This is a genomic window from Mycolicibacterium vaccae NBRC 14118 = CIP 105934 (assembly GCF_001552715.1).
In the GTDB taxonomy this organism is placed as follows: Bacteria; Actinomycetota; Actinomycetes; order Mycobacteriales; family Mycobacteriaceae; genus Mycobacterium; species Mycobacterium vaccae.
Window position 1 is genome coordinate 24,493 of record NZ_BCRS01000031.1, and the last position, 16,788, is coordinate 41,280.

18 protein-coding genes and 2 pseudogenes are annotated in these 16,788 nt (G+C 66.9%); 4 read left to right on the forward strand and 16 right to left on the reverse strand.

From position 1 onward, the window contains the following. Positions 1-26 precede the first annotated feature (26 nt). Positions 27-914, forward strand: coding sequence for a helix-turn-helix transcriptional regulator (locus MVA01S_RS08680; protein WP_003930088.1), 888 nt, complete (start codon positions 27-29; stop codon positions 912-914). Here the strand turns inward: MVA01S_RS08680 and MVA01S_RS08685 are convergent, their stop codons facing one another. Genes MVA01S_RS08685 through MVA01S_RS08705 form a run of 5 tightly spaced genes read right to left on the reverse strand, consistent with a single transcriptional unit; the run spans position 915 to position 6,266 of the window. After that, positions 915-2,024 (reverse strand): acetamidase/formamidase family protein, encoded by a 1,110-nt coding sequence (locus tag MVA01S_RS08685; protein WP_040540967.1) that lies wholly within the window; start codon positions 2,022-2,024, stop codon positions 915-917. Then, positions 2,021-3,550: an amidase gene (locus MVA01S_RS08690; RefSeq protein WP_003930090.1), complete on the reverse strand. Its 1,530-nt coding sequence runs from the start codon at positions 3,548-3,550 to the stop codon at positions 2,021-2,023. Before MVA01S_RS08690 ends, MVA01S_RS08685 begins: the two co-directional genes overlap by 4 nt. Before the next feature lie 31 nt (positions 3,551-3,581). After that, entirely contained in the window at positions 3,582-4,622 is a 1,041-nt protein-coding gene (locus tag MVA01S_RS08695) for an ABC transporter substrate-binding protein (RefSeq protein ID WP_003930091.1), read from the reverse strand. Beyond that, positions 4,619-5,455 (reverse strand): ABC transporter permease, encoded by an 837-nt coding sequence (locus MVA01S_RS08700; RefSeq protein WP_003930092.1) that lies wholly within the window; start codon positions 5,453-5,455, stop codon positions 4,619-4,621. Before MVA01S_RS08700 ends, MVA01S_RS08695 begins: the two co-directional genes overlap by 4 nt. Positions 5,456-5,495: 40 nt before the next feature. Continuing rightward, positions 5,496-6,266, reverse strand: coding sequence for an ABC transporter ATP-binding protein (locus MVA01S_RS08705; protein ID WP_003930093.1), 771 nt, complete (start codon positions 6,264-6,266; stop codon positions 5,496-5,498). 327 nt (positions 6,267-6,593) lie between these two features. Here MVA01S_RS08705 and MVA01S_RS08710 point away from each other — a divergent pair, with 327 nt between their 5' ends. Next, positions 6,594-7,772: a CaiB/BaiF CoA transferase family protein gene (locus MVA01S_RS08710; RefSeq protein ID WP_003930094.1), complete on the forward strand. Its 1,179-nt coding sequence runs from the start codon at positions 6,594-6,596 to the stop codon at positions 7,770-7,772. Beyond that, positions 7,765-8,523, forward strand: coding sequence for an enoyl-CoA hydratase/isomerase family protein (locus tag MVA01S_RS08715; protein ID WP_060941578.1), 759 nt, complete (start codon positions 7,765-7,767; stop codon positions 8,521-8,523). The genes MVA01S_RS08710 and MVA01S_RS08715 overlap by 8 nt, the downstream gene beginning before the upstream one ends. Positions 8,524-8,540: 17 nt before the next feature. On the opposite strand, the gene MVA01S_RS08720 is transcribed toward MVA01S_RS08715, so the two are convergent. From MVA01S_RS08720 to MVA01S_RS08730, 3 genes are all read right to left on the reverse strand, one after another. After that, positions 8,541-9,572, reverse strand: a complete 1,032-nt coding sequence (locus MVA01S_RS08720) for a LacI family DNA-binding transcriptional regulator (protein WP_040541039.1) — start codon at positions 9,570-9,572, stop codon at positions 8,541-8,543. A 75-nt stretch (positions 9,573-9,647) separates the two neighbouring features. Beyond that, the gene (locus MVA01S_RS08725; RefSeq protein ID WP_082762379.1) at positions 9,648-10,223 is read right to left on the reverse strand and encodes a hypothetical protein; all 576 of its coding nucleotides are present in this window, start codon (positions 10,221-10,223) and stop codon (positions 9,648-9,650) included. A 53-nt stretch (positions 10,224-10,276) separates the two neighbouring features. Beyond that, positions 10,277-10,465, reverse strand: a complete 189-nt coding sequence (locus tag MVA01S_RS08730) for a hypothetical protein (RefSeq protein WP_003930138.1) — start codon at positions 10,463-10,465, stop codon at positions 10,277-10,279. Between MVA01S_RS08730 and MVA01S_RS31475 the strand changes: the two genes are divergently transcribed. Beyond that, the gene (locus MVA01S_RS31475) at positions 10,460-10,600 is read left to right on the forward strand and encodes a hypothetical protein (protein ID WP_003930139.1); all 141 of its coding nucleotides are present in this window, start codon (positions 10,460-10,462) and stop codon (positions 10,598-10,600) included. The genes MVA01S_RS08730 and MVA01S_RS31475 overlap by 6 nt on opposite strands. Here the strand turns inward: MVA01S_RS31475 and MVA01S_RS08735 are convergent. From MVA01S_RS08735 to MVA01S_RS08765, 8 genes and pseudogenes are all read right to left on the reverse strand, one after another. Then, positions 10,597-11,463, reverse strand: coding sequence for a formylglycine-generating enzyme family protein (locus tag MVA01S_RS08735; RefSeq protein ID WP_086006043.1), 867 nt, complete (start codon positions 11,461-11,463; stop codon positions 10,597-10,599). The two genes, MVA01S_RS31475 and MVA01S_RS08735, sit on opposite strands and share 4 nt — an antisense overlap. Before the next feature lie 13 nt (positions 11,464-11,476). Next, positions 11,477-12,400, reverse strand: a complete 924-nt coding sequence (locus MVA01S_RS08740; protein ID WP_003930141.1) for an HAD family hydrolase — start codon at positions 12,398-12,400, stop codon at positions 11,477-11,479. 2 nt (positions 12,401-12,402) lie between these two features. Further along, positions 12,403-13,956 carry an arylsulfatase gene (locus MVA01S_RS08745; protein WP_003930142.1) on the reverse strand — a complete coding sequence of 518 codons (1,554 nt, stop codon included), beginning with the start codon at positions 13,954-13,956 and terminating at the stop codon, positions 12,403-12,405. A gap of 44 nt (positions 13,957-14,000) precedes the next feature. Continuing rightward, positions 14,001-14,285: pseudogene (locus tag MVA01S_RS30310) on the reverse strand (arylsulfatase); the annotation flags it as partial. Between the two features lie 122 nt (positions 14,286-14,407). After that, positions 14,408-15,139: an alpha/beta fold hydrolase gene (locus tag MVA01S_RS08750; RefSeq protein ID WP_003930144.1), complete on the reverse strand. Its 732-nt coding sequence runs from the start codon at positions 15,137-15,139 to the stop codon at positions 14,408-14,410. A 43-nt stretch (positions 15,140-15,182) separates the two neighbouring features. Beyond that, entirely contained in the window at positions 15,183-16,295 is a 1,113-nt protein-coding gene (locus MVA01S_RS08755; protein ID WP_003930145.1) for a 3-beta-hydroxysteroid dehydrogenase, read from the reverse strand. 62 nt (positions 16,296-16,357) lie between these two features. Beyond that, on the reverse strand, positions 16,358-16,570 hold the full coding sequence (locus MVA01S_RS08760; RefSeq protein WP_003930146.1) for an exodeoxyribonuclease VII small subunit: 213 nt from the start codon (positions 16,568-16,570) through the stop codon (positions 16,358-16,360). Continuing rightward, positions 16,557-16,788: pseudogene (locus MVA01S_RS08765) on the reverse strand (exodeoxyribonuclease VII large subunit); the annotation flags it as partial. The pseudogene MVA01S_RS08765 and the gene MVA01S_RS08760, both read right to left, overlap by 14 nt.

Genomic DNA, 16,788 nt, shown 5'->3' on the forward strand with positions numbered 1-16,788 from the left:
CCGCGCGGATGGCGCATAGTTAACACATGACGTTTCCCACCCTCGGCGAGTTCCTGCGGGCCCGGCGTGCGCGAATCGATCCGCAGGACGTCGGTCTGCCGGTGTTCGGGGGGCGCCGCCGCGTCGCCGGACTGCGTCGCGAGGAACTGGCGCAGCTGGCCGGGGTGAGTGTGTCGTACTACACCCGACTCGAGCAGGGCCAGTCCGTCAACGCCTCCGACGCGGTGCTCGACGCCATCGCGTCGGCGTTGCGTCTCGACGACCACGAGCGCCGGCATCTGCACGCGCTGGCCAGCGCCCCGCCGAAACAGATGAACAGACCTCCGGTGGAACGAGTCGATCGGCTCACCCGTGACCTGCTGCAGTCACTGGCCGATGTGCCTGTGATGGTGGCCGGCAGGCGCAGCGATGTGCTGGCCTGGAACCCTCTCGGGCACGCCCTGATGGCAGGCCACGTCGACCCGGCCTCGGTGGACCAGCCTGCGGCGAGGCCGAATCTGGCCCGGATGCTGTTCCTGGACTCTCACACCCGTGAGCTCTATGTGGATTGGCAGCGCAAGGCGCGTGCGATGGTCGGCAACCTGCGGCACGTGGCCGGCCGCTACCCCGACGATGCCGCACTGGCCGCGCTCATCGGTGAATTATCCATGAAGAGCCCGGATTTCGTCGCACTGTGGCGTGACCACCGGGTGAAACCGTGCGAGGCGGATTCCTATGAGTTGCGCCATCCCCTGATCGGTCCGGTGACGATCACCCAGCAGAACCTCGTGGTGGCGCGAGATACCGACCAGTCGGTGTGCATCATCACCGCAGCGCAGGGGTCACCCTCGGCGGACAGCCTCGACCTGTTGGCGGGGCTCGTGCGTGAGGGGTCGACGGCAGTCCGGCATGACGCCTCGGTGCCGACCACCTGACTAGACGAAGATGTCGGTGGGCACCATGGCCGACACCAGCACATTCGGCACATCGACGAGTTGGCTGATGCGCAGGTCGACGGCCACGCTGCACAGCGCATAGGCCTGCCGACGGGTGAAGCCCCGCTCCGCGGTGAGATGGTCGACCATCAGCCGCAACGCGTTTCGTGTTGCGAGATTGAGATTCTCCGGGTGGATCCGGCCCTCGGCATCGACGGGCGTGCCGGTCACCGCGAAGTGCGGCCGGCTGGCCACTTCGGGAGGGCCGGCGGCGAACCGCTCGAAGCGCAGATGCCGCACGTCACCCGAGGCCGCCGCACCCTTACGGAGATCGAAGCGCACCACCACACGCGCCGTGGTTTCCACGGCCGCACCGCAGGATTCACCGTCACCCTGGGCGAAATGCCCGTCACCGACCGAGAACAACGCGCCGGGCACCCACACCGGCAGGTAGACCCGGCTACCCTCCGTGAGGTGTTTGATGTCGATGTTCCCGCCGGCCTCGGTGGGGGAGATGGTGCGCCGGCCCGGGTCGCCGGGCTGGTCCGGTGGCACAGCCGAAGTCGCGTTCGGCAACTCGACCAGACCGCCGTCGTCGGCGGCCCGTTGCTCTGCGGACTTGGTGCGCTCGAACAGCTCCCGGGACGGCGCGACGCCCATGACACCCATGAAGGGTGCGCCGGGCAGTCGCACACCGGGCAGGTCCGGTGAGTCGGCGAAACCGTCGGCGATCTCCCAGCGCACGATGTGCGGTTCGGTGAATTCGTCACGCAGGAAACCGAATCCCGGGATGTTCAGTGTCGCGCCGAAGTCACCGGTCTCCACGGACAGCACGTCGACGACGAGAAGGTCGCCGGGTTCGGCGCCTTCGACGTACACCGGGCCCGTCAGCGGGTGGATGCGCGCCGTGTCCATCCGCAGCACGTCCTCGGCGGTCGAGTCGCGGGTGATCTGGCCGTCGTAGCCGTCCCTGGCGGGCAGGACCACCGTGTCCCCGGGCATGCACCGCAGCGCGGCCGGGATGTCCGGGTGCCAGCGGTTGTGTCCCGCGCGGGGGTCTGCCACCAAGGGTTTCGTCAGGTCCAGCTCGATCTCGTGCACGGCGCTCATGATGCCGCACGGGGCGGAACCGGGAATCCGCCGACCGCGCGCTCGAACGCGCGCGCGACACGCAGAACCGACGCGTCGTCGAAATGCCGGCCGACAATCATCATTCCCGTCGGCAGGCCGTCCACCGTCCCTGCGGGGACGCTGGCGGCCGGATGGCCTGTCACATCGAACGTCGCGGTGTTGGCCATCATTTCCAGTGCGCGTGCCATGTACTCGTCCAGCGGCGCGTCGGGGTCGGGGATCCTGCTGGCGAGTATCGGTGTGGTCGGCATGACGAGGACGTCGCAGTGGGTCAGCGCGGCGTCGTAGGCGCCGCGCAGGCGCGGCACGAGGTTGCGCGCCATCGCATAGTGCGTGCCGTGGTGTCGCTCGATGGTGTGGCCACCGGCAAGAAGCACCAGTTTGACCGTGTCGGGGAACAGGGCGCCGTTCTGCCGCCATCTCGTGCCGTAGTACTCGATCAGGCGCGGGTCGTACCGGCCCTGCCAGTTCATGCCGTAGGCATTGCCGTCCACCATCTGGGCCGCGCCGCCCTCGACGGCGATGACATCCCAGATCTTCTTGCCGTGCAGGTGCCATGGGATCGAGATGTCCGTGCAGACAAGACCTTCGGCGCGAAGCGTGTCGACGGCTGTGCGTACCGCGTCGTCCACCCCGGCAACGGACTCGGGGTGACCGAATCCCTCCCGTACGACCCCGACCCGCAGCCCCACCACGGAACGGTCCAGCTCTTCGACGAAGTTCGGCACACGCAGCTCGGCGGGTTGACGGGGGTCCTGGCGGTCCGCTCCTGCTACCACCGTCAGCACGCGGGCGGCGTCGGTGACCGTGCGGGTCATCGGTCCGAGATGGTCCAGGGTCTGTTCGATCGGAAAGGCCCCGGTGTAGGGCACGAGCCCGTGGGTCGGCTTGTGGCCGACGATGCCGGTGAACGCCGCGGGCAACCGGACCGAGCCGCCCTGGTCGCCACCGATCGCCAGATCGACGGCGCCGGAGGCCACCAGAGCCGCGCTGCCGCTGGAGGATCCGCCGGTGGTGCGCTCGGTGTCCCACGGGTTGCGGACCGGACCGGTGGCCGCGGTGTGTGAGGCGCCGGAGAAGCACAGGTCCTCACACACCGCCTTGCCCGCGACAGTGGCCCCGGCGGCGAGCAGGCGGGAGACGACGGTGGCGTCGCGGTCGGGAATGAAACCGTCGACCAGCGCCGAACCGTTCATCATCGGCACGCCGGCGACTGCGACGTTGTCCTTGACCGCCACGGTCCGGCCCGCGAGCGGCCCCGTGTCGGTCTCGTTGACCTCGCAGGTGACATACCAGGCGCCGAGCGGATTGTGCTCAGGCCGCGCCCAGGTGCGCTGCGGCGCGGGCTCTCCGGTCTCGGCGTGCAGTTCCTCGACGAGGTCCCATGAACTGAGCATGTCCTTGACGAGGGGTTCGAACGACGCCAGTTCGGCGCGGGACAATCTGAGGCCGTAGCGCGCGGCCACCCGGGCGAGCGCGGCGGGTTCGGCTGGGTGTACTGACATCGCTGCTCCTTCGAAGCGGTAGGGGTTGGGGTCAGCCGGCTTGGAATGCGTCGCGGGCCTTCGTCGCAAACTCGGTGTTCACGTTGTTCTCGTACGACGTGGCATCCGATGGATAGGCGGCGATGTTCTTGGTGAACAACGAGATCTTCATGTTGTTGTCCCACGACTCCTTGGTGACGGTCACATCCTCGGCGTAGCCCTTGGCCTCGATCTCGCGTTCGACCGCCGCCTGTACGACCTCGCGCGAGAGATCCGGGAAGTACTGCGCCGCAATGTCGATGGTCGCCTCGGGGTCGGAGTAGATGAATCGCGAAGCTTTCGCGATCGCGGTCACCACAGCCTGGGCCGCCTCGGTGTTGCCCTGCAGATACCGCTCTGTGGTGGTGAGGCTGGAGAACGCGAAGGGATACCAGTCGCTGTTGGCCGGGAACGAGTAGACCACTTCGAGACCCTGGTCGACCACGGCCTGGCTGACTGTCGGCTCGAAGGACAGCGCGAGATCGGCCTGACCGCCGGCAACAGCCGCGAGTTCGCTTCCCAGCGCGACGTTGACCAGCGTGACGTCCTGCAGACCCTGCTCGTCGATCAGGTACTTCATGAACGCCCAACTGGTGTCGGGTTCGGGACTGACGACGACCTTCTTCCCCTCGAACACCGACGCGTCGTCGAGCGAGGCGGTCGCCCCCTCGCGGCCGATGACGAAGACCGACGGGGCGTTCTGGATCGCGGCGACCACCACACCGGGCCCACCGTTCTCCCGGGACTTCGGGACGAACACCGGGTCCTGGATGGAGAAGTCGGCGGATCCGCCGACCACGGCCGCCCACGATTGCGTGCCGCCACCGCCCGTGGCGATCTCGACCGTCACGCCCTGCTCGGTGAAGTAGCCCTTCTCCTGCGCCACGTAGAGCGGCAGGTACAGCAGGGACTGGAAGGCCTGGTTGATCCGCACGGTCGCGGTGCCGTCGGCCTGCTGGGCCGGTTGCCCGCCGCACGCAGTGACGGTCAGCAGTGCTGTGGCGCCGAGGACGGCGGCGAAGAGTCGCAACAGGTTTCGGATGTTCATGGTCATGACCCTTCCCAGTGGCCGAGGAACCGCTCGAGGGCGGTTACGAGGACGTTGAACACCAGCACCATGACCATGACGATCGTGATGCCGGCGATGACGAGGCTGATGGTGAAGTTCGAGCTGCCGAGCAGGATCATGTGGCCCACGCCGGCATCGGAGCTGATGTACTCGCCGACGATGGCGCCCACCAGAGCGAAGCCGATGTTGAGTTTGAGCCCCGATACCACCCAGGACATGGCGGACGGCACGACGAGCTTGCGGAAGATCTGCGACCGGGAGGCCCCGAACGACTTCATCAGGTTGATCAGATCGGGATCCGTGCGGCGGGCCCCGCGGTAGGAGGTCGTCAGGGAGACCACCACGCACGAGAACGCGACGATCACCACTTTCGACGTCATCTCGGTGCCGAACCAGATGATCGTCAGGGGCGCGACGGCCAGCACGGGGATCGACCCGATGGCCGCGATGAAAGGAGCGGTCAGATCGGCGACGAACCGCGAGTACCACAGCAGCAGGCCCAGGACCGACCCCCCGACAGCGCCGATGAGGAATCCCAGCAGCACTTCGACGGTGGTCACGCCGATGTCGGTCCAGAGCTGACCGGAGCGGGCACGCCTGACCAGAATGTCCCAGACGGCACTGGGACTCCCGAACAGGAACGAGCTGATGGCCCCGCTGCGGGCCCCGAATTCCCAGGCGGCCAGGGCCGCCACCACGATCGCTACCTGCAGCGAGTGAAGGCCGATGCGTCGCCAGGGAGCAGCGGCAAGGGGTTGACGCCGCCGCCGCGACGGCTGCACCGCCTCGGCGGGTGGTTGGGTCAGCACCGCGGTCATCGGTCCTCCTGGTCGGTGGTCGGGGGCACGGCGCGGCGGGTCACGCGGCACCTGCCTGCTGGCCGATGCCGCGCCAGATCAATTCGTAAAATTCGTTGAAGCGCGGTGCCAGCCGCCGTTCGTTGATATCGGTGCTGGACGTCCCGAGATCGATCTGGAGTTCCTGCACGATCTGGCCGGGGTGGGCCTTGAGGACGTACACGCGGTCTGACATGGTGACCGCCTCCTCGATGTCGTGGGTCACGGCCACCACGGTTTTGCCTGTCGCCCTGGCGGTTTCGAGGAGCTCCGTTTCGAGCGCGATCTTGAGCGGATAATCGAGAGCCTTGTACGCCTCGTCCATCAGGATGATGTCGGGGTCGGTGACCATCGTGCGCATGAGCGCCGCCCGCTGCCTCATGCCGCCGGAGAGATCCGACGGGTACTTGTCCTCGTAGCCTTCGAGCTTGTACGCGGCGAACAGGCCCCGGGCTCGCTCACGCGCTTCTTTGCGCCGGTGCCCGCGGACCTCGAGGCCGAGGATCACGTTCTCCATCACGGTCCGCCACGGGAAGAGCAGATCCTTCTGCAGGACGTAGCCGATGTGCTCAGAGGTGGTGCCGGTGACGTCTTCGCCGTTGACCCGCACGGTGCCGGCCGTCGGGGCGACGAGACCGGTGATGATGTTGAACAGGGTCGATTTGCCGCAGCCGCTCGGCCCGACGATCGTGACGAACTCACCGCGGTCGGCGTGCAGGGTCAGCCCTCTGAGCACCTCGGCGCCCGTCTCATAGCGCTTGTCGATCCCGACGACCTCCAGCCGCGGGGTCACCGGAGCAGCTCCCTCGGCGTGCGACGCGGACAGAACGTGAGCACAGCAAACCAATCAACAACTGACATATCAGTCATCTATCGACTGACCTCCTCTCCTGTGGCAGTAGTTTCACCGGTGAAACGTGGCGGTAACGTGCGGGTGGATATCGCACCTTCCGGGCGTCGACCGCTTCGGCGGTTCCCTCAGCGAAGCACACCTGATGCCGGTGAGCAACCGATTGTGCAAATTAGTTCCACGATGGACAACCGATTGCGCACTCTGATCTAATGCGGACGGGGCGAGTGTCTGCCCATCCCCATCTCTCGTGTTGATAGGAGACCGCCGATGCCGATGCTCGAAGGGGTCAGGGTCGTGAGTTTCACCCATTTCCTGCAGGGGCCGTCCGCCACCCAGCTACTCGCAGACCTAGGCGCGCGCGTCATCAAGGTGGAACCGCCCGCCGGCGCCTTCGAGCGGTCATGGTCCGGGCCGGACGCGTATCTGAACGGTGAGAGCGTCTTTTTCCTGCTCGGGAATCGCAACGTCGAGAGCTTGGTGGTCGACCTCAAGGACCCGCAGTGGGTGGAGGTGGTGCTGCGCCTGGTCGACGAGGCCGATGTGGTGATCGAGAGCTTCCGTCCCGGCGTGATGGACCGGCTCGGTCTGGGGTGGGAGCGATTGCGCGAACGCAACTCTCGGCTGGTCTACTGTTCGCTGTCGGGGTATGGCAGTGACGGTCCGTACCGGGACCGGCCCGGACAGGACGTGCTGTTGCAGTCGATGTCGGGCATCGCCGCCGCCACGGGCCGCGCCGACGGTCCGCCCACTCCTGTCGGTGCCTCGCTGGTCGACCAGCACGGCGCCGTGCTGGGGGCGTTCGGGATACTGGCCGCGCTGCATGGGCGCGAACGGAGCGGTCGCGGATCGCGGGTGGAGAGCAACCTGCTCAGCGCCGCCCTGGATCTGCAGATCGAGCCGCTGTCGTACTACCTCAACGGCTTTACCGGCAGTCGCAGCGCCTCGGGCGTCTCCTCGCCGTATTACAAGGCGCCCTACGGTGTTTTCGCCACGGCGGACGGTCATCTCACGCTGTCGCTCAACGGGCTCGCGGCGCTCGCCGCAGTGTTCGAGGACGACTGGTTCCTCACCGTCGGGGAACACGCGTCGTACGCGCGCCGCGAGGATGTCAACGAGCGCGTCGCCAAGCACATGATCCAGCGTTCCACGCGGGAGTGGACCGCTGTGTTCTCAGCGGCGAAAGTGTGGTTCGCGCCGGTCAACTCTTACGCCGACGTCTGTGCTGATCCGCAGGTCCGGCACAACCGATCGATCATCGAAATCGACCATCCGACAGCGGGTTCGGTGACCCTGCTGGCCCACCCGGTGCTGTACGACGGCGAGCGGCCGGGTGTCCGCACACCCCCTCCGGAGCTCGGTGCGGCGAATCGGGACGTGCTGGCCGAACTCGGCTACAGCGAGTCGGAGATTCAGGAACTACAGACGAAGGTGGTACCCGGTGAATAGCGATCTGTCCGTGACGGTGACTGTCGACGCGGGGGTGCTGCATCTCCTTCTCGATCGTCCTGCGAAGCGCAACGCATTCGATCTCGGCATGGTGCGGGCGCTGACCCGCGCGCTCGACGGCCGCGACCCCGAGACCCGGGTGGTCGTGATCAGCGGCGGGGATTTCTTCTCCGCGGGTGCCGACATCGCGGTGTACCGGCGGGGCGATCACGGGGAGATCGGCGAGATCACCCGTGCCGCGGGGACTCTGGTCGACACCATCAGCACGGTCCCGGTGCCGGTCATCGCGGCGGTGGAGGGAATGGCGCTCGGCGGAGGGTTCGAGGTCGCACTGGCCGCCGACTTCGTCGCGGGGGACACCGCGAAGTTCGGCCTTCCCGAGGTCTCGCTCGGCCTGATCCCGGGGTGGGGCGGTACCCAACGGCTGACGGCACAGGTCGGCAGTCGGAAAGCCAAGCAGATGATCATGTTCGCGCAGCGACTGTCGGCCGCCGAGGGGCTCACGGCCGGGTTGGTCAGCGAGGTGGTACCCGCCGGGGGCAGCCTCGCGCGAGCGTTCGAATTGGCCCGCCGGCTCGCCGACTCCTCGGCCACCGCCCTGGCTGCCGTGAAGGTCGCGGTCTCAGGACGTGACAGAACCCTGGACTACAGCCACGAGCGTGCAGAGCTCATGCGGCTCTTCGCGTCTCGCGACGGTCGTGAAGGAGTTGCCGCGTTCGTCGAGAAACGGCCGGCGGACTTCCGGGGCTGATCCCGAACGCCGGGCGCTCAGGGTCCGCCAGGTGGAGCGCTGGTCTCGCGGACCAGGAGTTCGGGAGCGGGATCCTCGATCACGACGTCGGCCAGTTCGCGTCCACCGAGGTGGTCGATGAGCATGGTGGCGGCCACCGCGCCCAACTGTCGCAGCGGCATCCGGACGGTGGTGATCGCCGGATACACCGTGTTCGAGACCCATGTGGTGTTGATGCCGACGATCGACAGGGCGCCGGGGACGTCCAGGCCGAGGCGTAATGCAGCCGAAAGGGCGCCGACGGCGGCGTTCACGCTGGCCACGACGACGGCAGTGGGTCCGTGGGGCGACGCGAGTCCAGATGTGCGGTGCAACTGCTCGAGCGCCCACGCCCCGGCGTCGGCCTCCCATCCGGCGTTGACGGTCCACTCGGGCGCAGCCGACAGCCCAGCCCGGGACATGCTGTCGCGGTAGCCTTCTTCGCGCCGGCGCGCCGTATCGTGCATCACGGTGCCGGAGATGAAGGCGATTCGGCTGTGGCCCAGCGCGATCAGATGATCGGTAGCGGTGCCGGCGCCCCGGTGGTCGTCCAGGATGACCGATCCGACGCGGTCGGGGACACGGGAGTTGATGGTGATCGCGGGGATACCGGTCTGCAGCACGGCGGTCAGCATGGAATCGTCGAAATCCTCGCGGCGCTGGATCAGCAGACCGTCAACACGGCCCTCGCGTACCAGGCGGGAGAGCTGCTGGGCGCCGTCCGGGGGCGGGTCGACCTGACCCAGCAGCACATCGGTCGTATGCCTGGCAGTCGCCTCCTGAACGCCGAGCAGCATGTCCGCGAAGACGGCGTTGTTGACGTCGGGAACGATGAGTCCGATTGCGCCCGAACGCGACTGGCGCAGTGCGCGGGCCCGGGCATTCGGCACGTACTGCAGTTCCGCGGCCGCCGCGAGCACGCGCGCCCGAGTGGACGCGCTCATGCGGGCGCGGGAATCGCCGGTAAGTGCCCGTGACGCGACCGATTTCGAGACACCCGCGGCGCGTGCGACATCGTCGAGGGACCCCATGCCGGCCATAGTAATTGGCGTACGGAATGCCGTGGCATCCTCACCCCCGCCGATGCCTCCGGGGGTGGTGCTGCCTCAGGGCCGGGCCGGCGGCGCCGTGGTCGTCGACGGAGTTGTCGGTGTCGAGCTCGGCGGCTGCATGCCGGGCATCATCCCCCCGCCCATGCCGGGCATCATCCCGCCGTGCATCCCGGGCATGCCGCCACCACCCTGCATCCCGGGCATGCCGGGACCGTATCCCTGACCACCCTGCATGCCGGGGCCGTACATCCCGGGCCCACCTGGGCCGTAACCCGGGCCGCCCTGCATTCCGGGCCCCCACGGTCCGCCGCGGGAGAACGGCGCGTCGCCGCGGTGCCAGTAACCGTCGTCGTCGTCGTGTCCGCCGCCGGAATTCTGGCCCAGCATGAACCCGAAGCAGAAGATGAGGGCGACGATCAACAGCGAGCCGGCCACGATGCCGATCCACGCCGCGATGTGGTTGAGGCGGCTCGAGCGGTTCTGCCCGCCGTACGGCGGCGGTTGCTGTGGCGGCGGCTCAGGCGGCGGTTGAGGTGGGTGCGGCGGCGGTGGTGGCGGGGCAGCAGATTGCGGTGGCACAGTCCCGTGCGGCGCCTCGCCCGGAGCCTGAGGATTCTGCGGTTCGGTCATACTTCGATCGTCCTCCTCTCGGCTCCCGAGCGGGTCCGTTCCGCCCCCACCCGCTACCGCGACCCCGCGCTGTCGGCCGTTTCGCGCACCAGCCGCGGGTAGCGGCCACGGTCAGGCCGGAAGATGTCGTGCGGCGAATCGGGGAACTCGTGCAGCCGGGCCGCCAACGGTTCCCAGAAGGACAGGGTGCGCGCCGAGCGCACGACGGAGATGCCGGCCCCGCGGTCGACGCGCTCGTGCACCGGGGCACCCCGTACGCGCTGGTCTGGGCGCTGTCCTACGTTTGCGACCTGTCGATCGACGAGATCAAACTCGACCGACACTTCATCGCGTCGATCACCGTCGACCATGGCGAACGTGGCATCTCGATCGGCTAGCGCGTGATGCAGCGGAAGCCGATGTGGCTCATCCCGGTGTCGACCTGCTGAGGTCTACGCGCGGCGGGGCGGTAGCGCATGCAGTAAGTGTCGGCACACAGGAAGGAACCGCCCTTTATCACCTTGCGTGGCACCTTGAACTGGGGCTGGCTCGGATCGTAAGTTTCTGCAGCGCAACATGGTTGGATGTCCCGCGTCGATCCGTACCAGTCGCTCGTCCATTCCCACACGTTGCCTGCGGTGTCGTGGAGCCCGTAACCGTTCGGGGGGAAGCTCCCGACCGGCGTGCTCTGTCCGTAACCGGTGTCGGGGAGGTAGGGAAACTCCCCGTGCCAGTAGTTGGCCAGTGGCCTGCCCTGCGGTTCGGGCTCGTCGCCCCACGTGTAGCGGGCATGGGCGAGGCCGCCGCGGGCAGCCACCTCCCACTCGGCCTCGGTCGGCAACTCGTATCCGGCCCACTGCGCGTATGTCGCGGCGTCGTCGAACGCGATGTGCACGACGGGATGGGCCTCGCGGTTGCGCAGTGACGAACGTGGCCCGCGGGGGTGCTTCCAGCAGGCACCCGGTGTCCACGTCCACCACTGGCTGACGTGGCGCAGGTCGACGGGGCCGGTGGTGCGGTGGAAGACCATCGAGCCCGGCTGCAGGTTCTGCGGGGGAGCGCCGGGATAGAGACTCGCATCGAGCGGTCGCTCGGCGACCGTCAGATAGTCGGTGGCGGAAACGAACTCGGCGAACTGGGCATTGGTCACCTGATGCCTCTGCATCCAGAAGCCGTCGACGGTGACCTCGCGGGCCGGGCCTTCCTCGGGGTAGTGCTCGTCGGAGCCCACCACCGCGGTCTGCGCCGGAATCCACACCATGTCGGCGGACAGATCAGGCAAAGATCTGTGTCCAGTCGTTCTTCATGCTCACCACACTCCACCCGAACTCGTCGGCATGCTCGAGCAGGCGTTCGGCACCTGCGGTGTAGTCGAATTCGCGTTCAGCGTCGTCGTGCAGGACCGCCAGCCGCAACGCCGCCTCGCCGGGGCGACCGGAGTACATCAGCATCTCATCGTCACCGTTGGAGTTGCCGGCAGACAGGATCGGACGTCGGCCGACGCGAGTCCAGATCCGCACCGGCTTCTCCGGGCCGTCGTCGAACACATCGAGGGCCGGCTGGATCAGCAGATCGCCGTGGCCGTTGCCGGCATCGAACTTCAGGCCCTGGGCGCTGCCGACCACGCGCTCGGGCGGAATGCCGTAAATCGACGCGGTGATCGGTCGCATGAAGTCCCGGCCGCCGCCGGAGACGACGTAGCACGTGAAGTCGTGTGCTTCCAGATACCGCAGCAACTCCACCATCGGCAGGTACACGCAGCTCAGGTACGACCGGCCCAGCGTCGGATGGGTAGCTGTGGCGAAGAAGGCGTTGACCAGCGCCGCATGGTCTTCGACGCGCATCGATTCGTGCAACGACAACACAGCGCCGGCAAGTACTTCGAGGCCGGAATCGTCACCCTGGTAGTGCTTCGTGATGGCGCTGCCGAACCAGCTCAGGTCACCGGCGACGGCCGCTCGGTAGGGTTCCTGCCCGGCGAGGGACGCCTCGGCGGCCGCCTTCTCTGCGAGCCTGCGCACGATGAAGTCGAGCTGGATGTACAGCGGCTTCTCGCACCACAGCGTGCCGTCGTTGTCGAAGACGGCCACGCGCGCCTCGGGTTCGACGTGGTCGGGGCCCGCGGTGGTGACACGCGCCACGAAGTCGGTGATCGCCGACTTCGTGGGACCGTCGGTCCAGCTGTCCAGCTGCGCCACGCTCAGCCGCCGCGGCTGGCGAGGAACTTCTCCAATTCCTCGACCGCGTTGTCGATCGTGAACGACGCCGGGTTCTGCCGGGGCGGGAACTCCTTGAACGTCTCCAGGAACTGCGTGGCGATGGCAGATCCGTAGAGCACCAGGTAGATGCGATCGATCACCCAGTCCCAGTAGGTGTTCGACGTGATATCGGCCCGTTCGTAGGGGTCGGTACGGAGGTTGAACAGCTTCGGCGCGCGCAGCGGTGTGAAGGGTTCGAACCAGATCTGCAGTGTCCCCTGGCAGCGCTGCTCCTGAAAGACGACCTTCCAGTTCTCTGCGCGGATGCCGAGCACGTCGCAGTCGTCGGAGAAGTAGATCATCCCCCGGCGCGGACTCTTGTCGACCTCTCCGGTGAGATAGGGCACCAGGTTGTAGCCGTCGATGTGCACCTTGTACTCGGTCTGGCCGTCCGCGCCGGCCTTGTGGCCGGCCTTGAGCTTGTCGATGATGTCTGGATCGCCGGCCGCGGCCAGGAACGTCGGAAGCCAATCATGATGCTGCACAATCTCATTGGAGATACTACGGGGTTTGATCCTGCCGGGCCAGCGGATCAGTTCCGGAATGCGGAAGGCGCCCTCCCAGTTGGTCGCCTTCTCGCTGCGGAACGGGGTGGTCGCACCGTCCGGCCAGCTGTTGGCGTGCGGGCCGTTGTCGGTGGAGTAGATGACGATCGTGTCCTCGGCGATGCCGAGGTCATCCAGAGCGTTGAGCAACTGGCCGACGTTGCGGTCGTGGTCGATCATCGTGTCGTGGTACGGCGACTGCCAACGGCCGGCCTGACCAAGGCTCTCGGGCTTGGTATGGGTGCGAAAGTGCATGTGCGTCATGTTCATCCACACGAAGAACGGGGTGTCCGCCTCATGCTGGTGCTTGATGAAATCGATGCAAGCGCCGGTGGTCTCGTCATCGATGGTCTCCATCCGGAGCTTGGTCAGCGGGCCGGTGTCCTCGATGCGCTGCTTACCCACCGGACCGTAGCGCTCGTCGACCTCGCCGGAATCCTCTTCGGTGGCCCACGAGTGGATGACACCGCGCGGAAGCAACGCCCGCCGCAGCAGCGGGGCCTCCTCCTCGGTCGGGTAGTCGGCGTTCTCGGGTTCCTCCTCGGCGTTGAGGTGGTACAGGTTGCCGAAGAACTCGTCGAACCCGTGGGCTGTCGGCAGGTACTTGTTGAGATCGCCGAGGTGGTTCTTGCCGAACTGGCCGGTGGCGTATCCCATGGGCTTGAGCAGTTCGGCGATCGTCGGATCTTCCTTCTGCAGGCCGATGTCGACGCCGGGCATACCGACCTTGCTCATGCCGGTGCGGTACACGCTCTGGCCGGTGATGAACGAGGACCGGCCCGCGGTGCAGCTCTGTTCGCCATAGGAATCGGTGAAAAGCATTCCCTCGTCGGCGATCCGGTCGATGTTGGGCGTGGAGTATCCCATCATGCCCCGGCTGTAACAGCTCAGGTTCGAGATGCCGATGTCGTCGCCCCAAATGACCAGGATGTTCGGCTTGGATTCAGGCATGCGCAATTCCCTTTCCGAATTGTCGTGCCGCAGTTGTCAGGACGTCAGTCGGCTGCCAGGAACTCTTCGAGCTTTTTGACGATCTGGTCGATGCTGAAGCTCGCCGGCTCGTGTCGGGGCGCGCACTCCTTGAATGTGTCGAGGAATGCCGAGCACATCGCCGTCGCGTAGAAGACGAAGAAGTCGCGCCGCAGAAACCACTCGTAGTAGGTGTTCGAGGTGATATCGGCGTATTCCTAGGGGTCGGTGCGAAGGTTGAACAGCTTCGGTATCCGCAGCTCCGTGAACGGCTCGGCCCAGATCCGCAGTGTGGCCTGGCGGCGTAGTTCGGGAACACGATCTTCCCCGGCATGGCCGCCCCCTCGCCGATCGACGCCTGAGTCGAACCCTTCGAACCCTAGGCCGCTCGGGCGGTTCTGGTCATCGGATTGGGTAAGGAGTCAGCAGTTGGTCACCTGGCGTCGACTGCGTCGACATGGTCGCGGACGAGCGCGGGGTAACGGCCGCGTTCGGGGCGGAAGATGTCGTGCGGCGAGTCGACGAACTCGTGCAGCTTCCCCGCCGGGAACAGTCGCCGGTACCGGTCCCAGTCCGCATCGCTGACCACGGGGGTGTTGGGACTGCGGACGACCATCAGTGGAGGCTGCCACCGCGACAGCGGTTCCCAGAAGGACTGGGAACGCGCCGTGCGCAGCGTCGCCGTTGCCGCGTCGCGGTCGACACGTTCGCTCACCGGCGTTCCGCGCCAGCGTCCCTCGAGCAGGCCGACGATGACGTCATCGGACAACGTGATCTCTTCGGGCACGTAGTCACCGATCGCGATCGAACGCACCCGCTCGCGGTTGGCCAGCGCCCACGCCAGCGCGTAGGTGGTGCCGCGGGAGAACGTCATGAGGTGGACCGGACCCGTGGTGACGGCGTCGACGACGACGCCGACATCGTGGACGAGCGCATCTGAGTCGAAGGGACCCGACGGCGCGGAGCTGCGCCCGTGGCCCCGAAGCTCGACGACGACCGTCCTGCGTCCGAGTGCAGGCAGGATCCCGGTGTAGTCGTCGGCTACACAGGTGAAGCCCGGGACGAAGACGATGGGAGCGCCGCGGTCGTCCCCGCCCGAGTCGAGGAAACGGATGTGGGCGCCTTTTTGGTCGATGAAGTGGTCGATGACGTGGAACTGCGACATGGGCCTCCAATGGTCGTCATCACTTGATGACGACCCCGCAACGTCAGCCTGCCGGCGGCACCGGGGCGGCGGCCTGCACGGTGGGTCGGCCGGCTTCACTCTTCATCTGCTCGAAAAGGTCGACGTAGTACGGCAGGCATTCGGCCATGGCTTGTTCGGTGCTGAACAGTGGCTCATACCCGAGATCGCGGCGGGCCTTGCCGATCGAGAAGTAGTTGTTCAGGTAAAGCCGTTCCACCGCAAGCGGTTCGACCAGCGGCTCGCGGATGCCGTACTTGAAGTGCAACCACTGCCAGCAGGTCATCGCCCTGTGCACCAGCTTTCCGGGCACCCGGATGTCGGGCAGTTTGCCGCCGCAGGCCGCGACCACGGGGCGCGCGAACTCGAACATGTTGAGCGGTTCGCCGTCGTTGATGAAGTACGCCTGACCTGGGGCCGTCCCGCCGGGGACCAGATGCTCGGCGGCGAGGATGAATCCGTGAATCAGGTTGCCCACATAGGAATTGTCGAGCTTGATGTTCCTGTTGCCGACGAGCACCTTCACGTGTCCGGCCAGGACATTCTCGAACACCTTGCGGAACATCGTCTGATCGCCGCGGCCCCAGATGCCGCTGGGCCGGATCGAGCAGGTGAGCATGCCGTGCTCACCGTTCTGGCTCAGCACGAACTGTTCGGCGATGACCTTGGTCTCGGTGTAAAGATCGTTGAAACGGGTTGTATAGGGCAGATTTTCGTCACCATTGACGATGTCCTGGCCGCCCATGACGACGCTGTTGGACGCGGTGTAGACGAAGCGCTGCACCCCGGCGGACTGCCCGGCGTGGACGAGGTTCTTGGTGCCCTCGACGTTCACCGCGAAACTGCGCTGCCGGTACTCCTCGGTGACCGACGCGCCGCCCATCAGGTCGATGATCGCCGCGGTGTGGATGACGGTGTCGATCCCGTCGACCGCGGTGGCGACGTCGGCGACGTCGGTGATGTCGCCGACGACCGCCTGGAGTCGGGGGTGGGCCGGCAGCGGCGACGGGACCCGGTCGAACGAGCGCACCTCCAGGCCGCGGTCGAGAAGCGCGGTGACCAGGTTGGCGCCCACGAACCCGGAGCCCCCGGTGACCAGGACGCGTCCGAGGTCAGTCTGCAGCGATGCATCACCCATCCCGGCAGACTAACTGAAACGTGTTCCAATTTCGAGGTCTCGACGGTCCGAGGGGCGCCGGATCACCTCTCGTCGTCGTCGCTGACCGCCAGGGCCTTCTCCACCCGCGCGCGGGCGCCGGCTAAGTGCTCTTCACAGCGTTTCGCCAGCTGTTCGCCGCGTTCCCATAACTTCAGCGACGCATCGAGGTCCAGGCCGCCGTGCTCGAGGCGCTCCACGACCTCGATCAGTTCGTCGCGTGCCTCCTCGTACCCGAGTTCACTAATAGGCTTCATCATTGCTTATCACCGCTCCTCCGCTGCCTTCGCTGATCGCTGTCACGGCCCCGTCGGCCACCCGGATGCGCAGCCGGGCCCCCGCCGGCGCGTCGGCCACCGAATGCAGCACGTGCGGAGCCCCGTCTTCGGGGACGGCCTGCACCACGGCGTAGCCGCGCGCCAGCGTGGCCGCCGGCCCCAGGGTGGTCAGCCGCGCCGCCAGATGCCCGATGCGG